9 protein-coding genes are annotated in these 9,076 nt (G+C 68.5%); 6 read left to right on the top strand and 3 right to left on the bottom strand.

Annotation, left to right across the window (positions count from 1 at the left end; translation table 11 throughout):
- The 4 genes from ASF80_RS02795 to ASF80_RS02780 form a co-directional block, all read left to right on the top strand.
- Positions 1-1,342 (top strand): biotin/lipoyl-containing protein (locus tag ASF80_RS02795; protein ID WP_235559864.1); only part of this gene is annotated, 1,342 nt, incomplete at its 5' end.
- Positions 1,342-2,490, top strand: coding sequence for an acyl-CoA dehydrogenase family protein (locus ASF80_RS02790; protein WP_056307805.1), 1,149 nt, complete (start codon positions 1,342-1,344; stop codon positions 2,488-2,490). The genes ASF80_RS02795 and ASF80_RS02790, both read left to right, overlap by 1 nt.
- A 41-nt stretch (positions 2,491-2,531) precedes the next feature.
- A complete protein-coding gene (locus ASF80_RS02785) occupies positions 2,532-3,020 on the top strand; it encodes a MaoC family dehydratase (protein WP_056307804.1) in 489 nt (162 codons plus the stop codon).
- The gene (locus ASF80_RS02780) at positions 3,017-3,823 is read left to right on the top strand and encodes an HpcH/HpaI aldolase/citrate lyase family protein (RefSeq protein WP_056307802.1); all 807 of its coding nucleotides are present in this window, start codon (positions 3,017-3,019) and stop codon (positions 3,821-3,823) included. The genes ASF80_RS02785 and ASF80_RS02780 overlap by 4 nt, the downstream gene beginning before the upstream one ends.
- A gap of 36 nt (positions 3,824-3,859) precedes the next feature.
- Here ASF80_RS02780 and ASF80_RS02775 read toward each other — a convergent pair whose 3' ends face one another.
- Together ASF80_RS02775 and ASF80_RS02770 are read right to left on the bottom strand one after the other, a co-directional pair.
- Entirely contained in the window at positions 3,860-4,447 is a 588-nt protein-coding gene (locus ASF80_RS02775) for a histidine phosphatase family protein (protein ID WP_056307800.1), read from the bottom strand.
- Entirely contained in the window at positions 4,444-5,283 is an 840-nt protein-coding gene (locus tag ASF80_RS02770) for a Sir2 family NAD-dependent protein deacetylase (RefSeq protein ID WP_056307797.1), read from the bottom strand. The genes ASF80_RS02775 and ASF80_RS02770 overlap by 4 nt, the downstream gene beginning before the upstream one ends.
- 95 nt (positions 5,284-5,378) lie before the next feature.
- On the opposite strand from ASF80_RS02770, the gene ASF80_RS02765 reads away from it, so the two are divergent.
- A complete protein-coding gene (locus ASF80_RS02765; protein WP_056311684.1) occupies positions 5,379-6,182 on the top strand; it encodes a TrmH family RNA methyltransferase in 804 nt (267 codons plus the stop codon).
- Between the two features lie 16 nt (positions 6,183-6,198).
- Here ASF80_RS02765 and ASF80_RS02760 read toward each other — a convergent pair whose 3' ends face one another.
- Positions 6,199-7,026: an SGNH/GDSL hydrolase family protein gene (locus tag ASF80_RS02760; RefSeq protein ID WP_056311681.1), complete on the bottom strand. Its 828-nt coding sequence runs from the start codon at positions 7,024-7,026 to the stop codon at positions 6,199-6,201.
- Between the two features lie 148 nt (positions 7,027-7,174).
- Here ASF80_RS02760 and ASF80_RS02755 point away from each other — a divergent pair, with 148 nt between their 5' ends.
- Complete coding sequence (locus tag ASF80_RS02755) at positions 7,175-8,917, top strand: DEAD/DEAH box helicase (protein WP_082488159.1); 1,743 nt, start codon at positions 7,175-7,177, stop codon at positions 8,915-8,917.
- The last annotated feature ends 159 nt before the right edge of the window (positions 8,918-9,076 follow it).

Raw genomic sequence — 9,076 nt, 5'->3', positions numbered from 1 at the left:
CGCAGCGTCGGCGTTCGGTGATGACGCGCTGATCCTCGAGCGACTCATCCGGCGTCCTCGGCATATCGAGGTCCAGGTCTTCGGAGATGTCCACGGGACGGTCATCGCCCTCGGCGAGCGCGAGTGCACCCTCCAGCGTCGTCATCAGAAGGTCATCGAGGAGGCGCCGTCGGCGGGCATCCCGGGGGAGACCAGGAATCGACTCCTGACCGCGGCGATCCAGGCGGCGGAGAGCGTGTCGTACGTCGGGGCCGGCACGGTGGAGTTCCTCATCGATGCGGATGCTCCGGAGCAGGTCTTCTTCATCGAGATGAACACGCGTCTGCAGGTCGAGCACCCCGTCACCGAGGAGGTGACCGGTCTCGACCTCGTGGCGCTCCAGATCCGGGTCGCCGAAGGAGGGCGACTCGACCAGCCTCCTCCCGTGCGCGGGCACGCGGTCGAGGCTCGCGTCTACGCCGAGTCGCCGGAGCGCGGATTCCTGCCGTCCACCGGCCGGGTGCTGCTGTTCGATCCGCCTCAGGGCGTGCGGGTGGATGCCGCGGTGGAGACGGGCTCAGAGGTCACGGGCTTCTACGACCCGATGATCGCGAAGGTCATCGCCGTCGCCTCCGACAGGCAGACGGCCCTTCGGCGTCTGGATGAGGCGCTGGCGCGCACGGTCGTCCTCGGTGTGGACACGAACATCGCCTTCCTGCGCACGCTGTGTCGCGATTCACGGGTGATGGCAGGGGATCTCGACACCGGCCTGATCGACACTCTGCTGCCGCTGCGGATCGAGCACCCGACGACGTCGATGCTGGCCGCCGCGAGGGCCGGTGTTCTGCGCGACAGCGTCTCAGGTTCAGACGACAGGAACTCCCGCCGTGCCGGCGCCGTTTGGGCTGCGCGCAGTGGTGTCGCGCCCCGTGAGATCGCGTTCCTCACCGATCAGGACGAGCTCCTCTTCGCATCCGAAGCGCCAGCCGGTCACCGCCAGGAGGTCGCCGTCGCCACCGACGGCGACGGCGCCGTCTGGGTGAGCGCGGACGGGCGTAGCGCACGACTCCGTCCGATCGACCGCCGCCAGCGCATGCAGCGACGCCTGCAGGCACGGGATGAGCGCGCCGTGGCGACCGGCCCAGATGCCCGTGCCCCGATGCCGGGGAGCATCGTCGCCGTGCACGTGGCCGACGGTGACCCGGTGACGGCGGGCACGCCGATCGTCTCGATCGAGGCGATGAAGATGGAGCACCCGGTGCTCGCCCCGCATGACGGGGTCGTGAGCCTGCTGGTCGCCGTGGGCGATCAGGTGCGGCGCGACCAGCCGGTCGCCCGCGTGACGACGGAGGAGAACCGATGATGGAAGATCTGAACGACGAGGAGCGCGAGCTCGCCGCGATGGTGCGCGACTTCGCTGACAGCGTCGTCGCGCCGCAGTCGTACGAGGCCGACCGCACGCACACGCTCTCGATGGACGTCGTGGGACAGATGGGCGATCTCGGGATGTTCGGCTTGCCCTTCCCCGAGGAGCACGGCGGACAGGGCGGCGACTACATGGCCCTGGGCATCGCGATCGAGGCTCTCGGTCGCGTCGATCAGTCGATCGCGATCACTCTCGAGGCGGGAGTGAGTCTCGGGGCGATGCCGGTGTTCCGATTCGGAACCGAGGAGCAGAAACAGGAGCTGCTCCCGGATCTGCTCGCCGGTCGCGCTCTCGCGGGATTCGGGCTGACCGAGCCCGAGGCCGGCAGCGATGCGGGGGCGACCCGCACGACGGCCCGCCTCGACGGTGACGAGTGGGTGATCGACGGGTCGAAGCAGTTCATCACGAACTCCGGGACCCCCATCACCCGATTCGTCACAGTCACCGCCGTCACGGGGAGCGAGGGCGGGCGCAAGGAGATCTCCACGATCATCGTCCCGAACGGCACCCAGGGTTTCACGGTGGAGGCGCCGTACGACAAGGTCGGATGGAACGCCTCCGACACGCATCCGCTGACCTTCGACGGTGTGCGCGTACCGGCGGCGAACCTCCTCGGAGGGCGGGGGAGCGGCTTCCGCAACTTCCTGAGCATCCTGGACGAGGGGCGCATCGCGATCGCGGCGCTGTCGACCGGCGCTGCAGAGGGTTGCCTCGAGGCTTCCGTGGACTATGCGAAGAGCCGCACGATCTTCGGAAGTGCGCTCAGCACCCGTCAGAACGCCCAGTTCACTCTGGCCCGGATGCGCGCTCGGGTGCACACGGCCCGGCTCGCCTGGCATCACGCGGCGAGGCTGCGCGACGAGGGACGGCCGTTCGCCGAGCAGGCGGCGATCGCCAAGCTCGTCGCGGGGGAGGCAGCCATGGACAACGCCAGGGATGCGACCCAGATCTTCGGAGGCAACGGGTTCATGAACGAGTTCCCGGTGGCTCGTCACTACCGCGACTCCAAGATCCTCGAGATCGGCGAGGGTACGACCGAGGTCCAGCTCCTGGTGATCGCGCGGGCGCTCGGACTCGCCGGGTAGCGTGGCAGCATGCGACGTTCCGATCGACCGAGGGAGCCGAAGTGAGCGCACACGACATCGTCCAGCGGGGGCTCTACTTCGAGGAGTTCGACGTGGATGCCCGGTATCTCCATCGACCCGGGAGGACCGCCACCGAAGCCGACAACGTGCTCTTCACGACGCTCACGATGAACACGCAGGCGCTGCATCTCGATGCGGCGTTCGCTGACGCGCAGCAGCCCTTCGGCGCTCGCCTGATCAACTCGATGTGGACGCTGTCGACGATGGTCGGTGCATCCGTGGCCCAGCTGACGCAGGGAACGCTCGTCGCGCAGCTCGGCTTCGGCGACGTCGCATTCCCGCACCCGATGTTCGCAGGCGACACTCTCTACACAGAGAGCGTGATCACCGAGAAGCGTCTCTCGGCCTCGCGTCCCGGACAGGGGATCGTGACCATCGCCCACACCGGACGCAACCAGGACGAGACGGTCGTCGCCACGGCCACGCGTTCGGTGCTCGTGTACTGCCTGCCCGATGGGGGAGACCGATGACCTTCGAACTAGGACCGGCACTGCTGTTCTGTCCGGCTGATCGCCCTGAGCGCTTCCGCGGGGCGCTCGATAAGGCGGATGCCGTCATCCTCGACCTCGAGGACGCCGTGCTCCCCGACGCGAAGGCGGCCGCTCGGGGCCATCTCATCGAGGCAGACCTCGATCCCGATCGGGTGATCGTGCGGGTCAACCCGCCAGGGTCCGAAGGGTTCGGCTCGGATCTGTCCACGCTCTCCCAGACGGACTTCCGCACCGTCATGGTCGCCAAGACCGAGAGCCCCGAGAGCCTCAGCGCCTTCGACGAGAGGTTCTCGCTGATCGCGCTGTGCGAGACGGCAAGAGGCGTGCAGGCAGCCGACCGGATCGCGGCGCATCCGCAGATCGTCGCGATGATGTGGGGCGCCGAGGATCTGGTGGCGTCTCTCGGCGGGACGTCCAGCCGTCTGCCGACCGGCGGCTATCGCGACCTCGCTCGCTATGCACGGTCTCGGGTGCTTCTGGAAGCCGGCGCGCACGGCAAGGGTGCGATCGATGCGGTGCACATCGACATCGATGACATCGCCGGGCAGAAGACGGAGGCCATCGACGCGTCGGCGTCGGGCTTCGCGGCGACCGCCTGCATCCACCCGAGCCAGGTGGCGGTGATCCGAGACGCCTACGCACCCGCAGCGGATGCTCTCGATTGGGCGCGAGCCGTGCTCCTCGCGGCAGAGTCCGAGCGCGGCGTCTTCCGCTTCCAAGGACGGATGATCGATGAACCGGTCCTCCGGCATGCTCGTTCGCTGATCTCTCGAGCGCGCTGAGCGGCTCGGAGCCTGAAGTCGCCCTCGGCCAGCGAGTCAGATGAGGACGGACTGATCCAGCAGGCGCAACACCCCGGGCGACACCTCGAAGCGGTGCGCGGATCCGTTGACGATCGGGTCGCCGGCGTGGGGCAAGGTGCCACCGGACACATGCGAGATGAGCGACCGGATCACGCCGCCGTGAGCCACGACGATCACGGATTCGGCGACAGGTGTCGAGCGTCGACGAGAATCACGGGCGATCTCGTCCAGAGCATCCATCGCCCGTACGGCCACCTCGTCGAGCGTCTCTGCGCCCGGCACCGGCGCCAGCCAGTCCCCGTAGGTCTTCATGTACTCGGAGACGAGCATGCCCTCGCCTTCTCCGAACTCGCGCTCCCGGATGTCCGGCACGAGCACGGGCGCGCCGAGTCCGAGCCGGGCCGCGATGATCTCGGCGGTCTCCCGCGCCCGCAGAAGCGGACTGCTGTAGATCGCGTGGTGCGTGCTCCCCTCGAGACGGTCCGCGGCTGTCCGCGCATCGGCGCGACCTGTCTCGTTCAGCGGGATGTCGGTTGCACCCTGGATGCGTCGAGCGAGGTTCCAGTCGGTCTGGCCGTGGCGTACGAGGGTGAGCAGGGTCATTCGAGAAGCTCCTGGATGGCGGGGAGCACGTCGCTGGTGCCCGCGGCGATGGTGACATCGGCCCAGACATCCGCGCGCGTCGGCTCGCGGTTGATGATGATGAGGGGGATGCTGCGGCGGCGCGCGCGCTCGACCAGCCGCACCCCGGAGTTCACGACGAGAGAGGAACCGGCGACGATCATCGCGTCACTCGCACGGAGCAGCGATTCCGCGGCCTTGAAGCGATCCTGAGGGACGTACTCGCCGAAGAACACGACATCCGGTTTCAGCATCCCCGCGCACACTGTGCAGACCGGGACGATGAAGCCGTCGGTGCTCTCGGGCAGCACGTCGCCGTCCGGCGCCAGCGCGACGTTCTCGGGCACCGAGATCCACGGATTGCGCTCTTCGATCTGCACAGCGATGTCGCGACGGTCGAACACCTGGCCGCACTTCAGGCAGAGCACCCTGCGCATCGTGCCGTGCACCTCGATGACGTGCGAGCTGCCTGCGCGCAGATGCAGGCCGTCGACGTTCTGCGTGATGACCCCGCTGACCAGGCCCGACGACTCCATCGCGGCGAGCGAGAGATGACCGGGATTCGGCTCCGCCCTGGCGAACGCGCGCCATCCGAGGTGCCCACCGACCCAGTAGCGACGCCGAGCGGCTTCGTCAGCGAGATACCGTTGGATGGTCATCGGGTCGGACCGGTTGCGCGAGCCTTCGCCGCGATAGGCGGGGATCCCGGAATCCGTCGAGATTCCCGCTCCGGTGAGCAGTGCGATCTTCCGTCCGCGAAGGAGTTCGGCGGTGCGAGCGACGGTGGCCGACAGCTCGACCGGACTCGATGCGCTCACAGGACCTCCTCCTGCGAGTCTACGGCGTGCGGCGCGACCGAGGCTTCGCCGCCGACCGCGAGGCGGCCGGGCGGAGCGATGGCAGACTGGGGCGCGTGGAACTGCTGCGCGTGACGAATCCGGACGATCGACGACTCGACGACTACCGAGCGCTCACCGACACGGCGCTCCGCACCGTGAGCGACCCCGCCGGCGGGCTGTACATCGCCGAATCGACCAAGGTGATCGCACGCGCCGTCGCCGCAGGTCACCGTCCGCGATCCGTCCTCGTGCAGGAACGCCGCGTGGACGACATCAGAGCGATCGTCGGCGATCTCGACGTGCCGGTGTACGTGGTCCCCGACGCGGTGGCCGAAGCGGTCACCGGTTTCGCCGTGCATCGCGGCACGATCGCATCGATGCATCGGCCTGAGTTGCCGACCGTTCGTGAGGTGATCGACGGCGCGACGCTCGTGCTGATCCTCGAGAACGTCGGAGATCACACCAACGTCGGCGCGGCATTCCGGGCGGCGGCCGGGCTCGGCGCGGACGCGGTGCTGGTGTCGCCCGGGGGAGCGGACCCGCTGTACCGACGCAGCGTGCGCGTCAGCATGGGAACCGTGTTCCAGGTGCCGTGGACCCGCATCACGGACTGGGAGTCGGCGGTCTCGGACCTGCACGCGGCGAAGTTCGATGTCGCAGCTCTCGCTCTGCGCGATGATGCCGTGACGCTCGATGCCTATGTCGCCGATCGCCCTGAACGGGTCGCGGTCGTGATGGGAGCGGAAGGCGACGGGCTCTCCCGCACTGCCCTCGAGATCGCAGACACGGTCGTGACCATCCCCATGTCCGGCGGCGTGGACTCTCTGAACGTCGCGTCGGCCGCGGCGGTGGCTCTGTGGGCGCTCACGTCGGGCTGACTCCCGAGCGGGGCCGTCAGTCGAGGCCGGGGAACACGACCGGCGACGGCTCCGGACGCTTCGCCATGATGTGATCGCCCGAGGACTCGTGGCGCAGACGTCGCAGGACCCAGGGAACGAGGTGCTCGCGCGCCCAACCCAGATCCTCGGAGCGTGCCTCGCGCCAGGTGCGGATAGGCAGCGCCTCCGGCTGCATCGATTCGAGATCGTTGGGGACGTTGAGGGCGCGGAGTGCCATCCTCGCGATCTCGTGATGCCCGAGCGGGTTGTAATGCAGTCGGTCATCGTCGAAGAAGCGCATGTCCTGCACGACCTTGAGCGCCCACTGGTCCGCGACGATGCAGTCGTGGCGCTCGGCGATCGCTCGGATGTTCTCGTTGTAGATCGCGACCTTGCCGCGGAAGGCGCGGAAGACGGGGGTGAACGCCGTATCGACGCCGGTGAAGAGCAGCACGGCCGCACCGGTGGAGGAGAGCCGCGCGACGGCATCCTCGAGCTGCACGGCGATGGCATCCGGATCAGTGCCGGGGCGTATCACGTCGTTCCCGCCGGCGCAGATCGAGATGAGATCAGGGTGCAGATCGATCGCCCGTTCGATCTGGTCGCGAACGATCTGGGCGATGAGCTTGCCGCGCACCGCGAGGTTCGCGTACGCGAAGTCGTCGACCTGCCGCGACAGAACCTCGGCGACCCGATCAGCCCAGCCGCGATGATTCCCGGGGTGCGAGGGGTCGGGGTCCCCGATGCCCTCGGTGAACGAATCGCCGATCGCGACGAAACGTCGCCACGGGTGCGCGCTCTCGTTGTCGAGATGCGGGGTCCGGGTCGAATCCTGGTCTGTCATCCAGCTCTCCTTCGCGAACGGACGCAGCACATCGATGGCGGCTGCGCAGTGACCGAGCCTACTCGGGTGCGAGCATCCGCGGCGAGGACGCGCGCGGGGGAGGCCGCGAGCGTGCCGAGTGTCGGCGGCAGCGATTATCGTTGTCTCGATGCTCTCTCCGTCCTTCCCACAGCGCGCCCCCTGGGGCACCGCCAACAAGCTGCGCGCGTGGCAGCAGGAGGCGCTCGAGCAGTACTTCCAGGCAGACCAGCGCGACTTCCTCGTGGCCGCGACACCCGGCGCCGGAAAGACGACGTTCGCCCTCACCCTCGCGGTCGAGCTCATGCGCATGGGCGAGGTCGACCGCATCATCGTGGTCGCGCCCACAGAGCACCTCAAGACGCAATGGGCCGATGCCGCGGCACGCGTGCACATCCGACTCGACCCCCGGTTCCGCAACAGCGACTGGGCGCCGGCCCGGCACTATCACGGCGCCGTCGTCACGTACGCCCAGGTCGCCGCGAAGTCGTCGGTTCACCGACATCTCACCGAGGATGCCAAGACGCTCGTGGTCCTCGACGAGGTGCACCACGGCGGCGACGCGCTCAGCTGGGGCGACGCGATCCGCGATGCCTACGGGCCGGCGAAACGGCGTCTGCTCCTCTCGGGCACCCCGTTCCGCAGCGACACCGCACCCATCCCGTTCGTCGAGTACCACCCTGACGAATCCGGGGCGCGGATCTCCCGCACCGACTACAACTACGGCTACGGCCGCGCCCTCGCCGACGGTGTCGTCCGACCCGTGCTCTTCCACATGTACGCGGGCAAGATGCGCTGGCGCACGAGCACCGGCGATGAGCTCGAGACCCATCTCGGGCAGGACAACACCAAAGACGTCACGTCGCAGGCCTGGCGCACGGCGCTCGACCCCGAGGGTGAGTGGATGCCTGCCGTGCTGTCCGCCGCCGACCGCCGCCTCACCGAGATCCGCAACCATGTGCCGGATGCCGGGGGCCTGGTCCTCGCCACGGATCAGACCGTCGCCCGCGCGTACGCCAAGATCCTGCACAGCATCACCGGCCAGCGCCCCACCGTGGTGCTGTCGGACGATGCCACCGCATCGGAGCGCATCGAGAAGTTCAGCGCCAGCGAGGATCGCTGGATGGTCGCGGTGCGCATGGTGTCCGAGGGCGTCGACGTCCCTCGCCTCGCGGTCGGTGTCTACGCGACCTCATCCTCGACTCCGCTCTTCTTCGCCCAGGCGATCGGGCGCTTCGTACGTGCCCGGCGCCGCGGCGAGGCCGCGAGTGTGTTCCTGCCCCAGGTCCCGGTGCTCATGGGGCTCGCGAACGAGATGGACAAGCAGCGCGAGCATGCGCTCGACCGGCAGTCGAAGGATGACGACGGCCTCGAGGACTCGCTGCTCGATGCCGCGAACCGCGAAGAGGAGACCTCAGACGCGCTGACCCAGGAGTTCAGCTATCAGGCACTGTCGTCGGTGGCGCATTTCGACCGCGTCGTGTTCGAGGGACAGGAGTTCGGTCAGCTCGCCGAACCGGGAACGCCCGAGGAGGAGGAGTTCATCGGATTCCCCGGACTCCTCGAGCCCGAGCACGTGCACGAGCTGCTCATGCAACGCCAGGCGCGGCAGTCGCGCCTGCGAGAGGTCCGCGAGGCCGAGGCAGGACCCACCGAGACCACGACGCTGCCCGCACCCCTGCACCGCACGCTGCGCGAACAGCGACAGCTGTTGAACAGTCTCGTGGGACTGTACGCCCGGCAGAAGGGCGAGCCGCACGGGTCTGTCCACGCCGAGCTGCGACGCATCTGCGGCGGCCCCGCCGTCGCGCAGGCCACGGTCACACAGCTGCAGTCGCGCATCGAAGTGCTGCGCAAGCGCGTCCGCACCTGACGCCGGCCCTGTTCGGCGCCTACCGGTTCGACACCGACCGGCTCGGCACCGACCGGCTCGGCACCGACCAGTCCGACACCGGGAAAATGCCCGGTTCGGAACCCCGAAAAGCTGGCAATCCCGGCCTCGGTGCCGTAGGCGAGGTCACCCGAAGCTAGC

The organism is Microbacterium sp. Leaf159 (assembly GCF_001423615.1).
Taxonomy (GTDB): Bacteria; Actinomycetota; Actinomycetes; order Actinomycetales; family Microbacteriaceae; genus Microbacterium.
The sequence above is the reverse complement of the archived record's forward strand: the minus strand, read 5'-3'. Positions and strand labels throughout refer to the sequence as shown.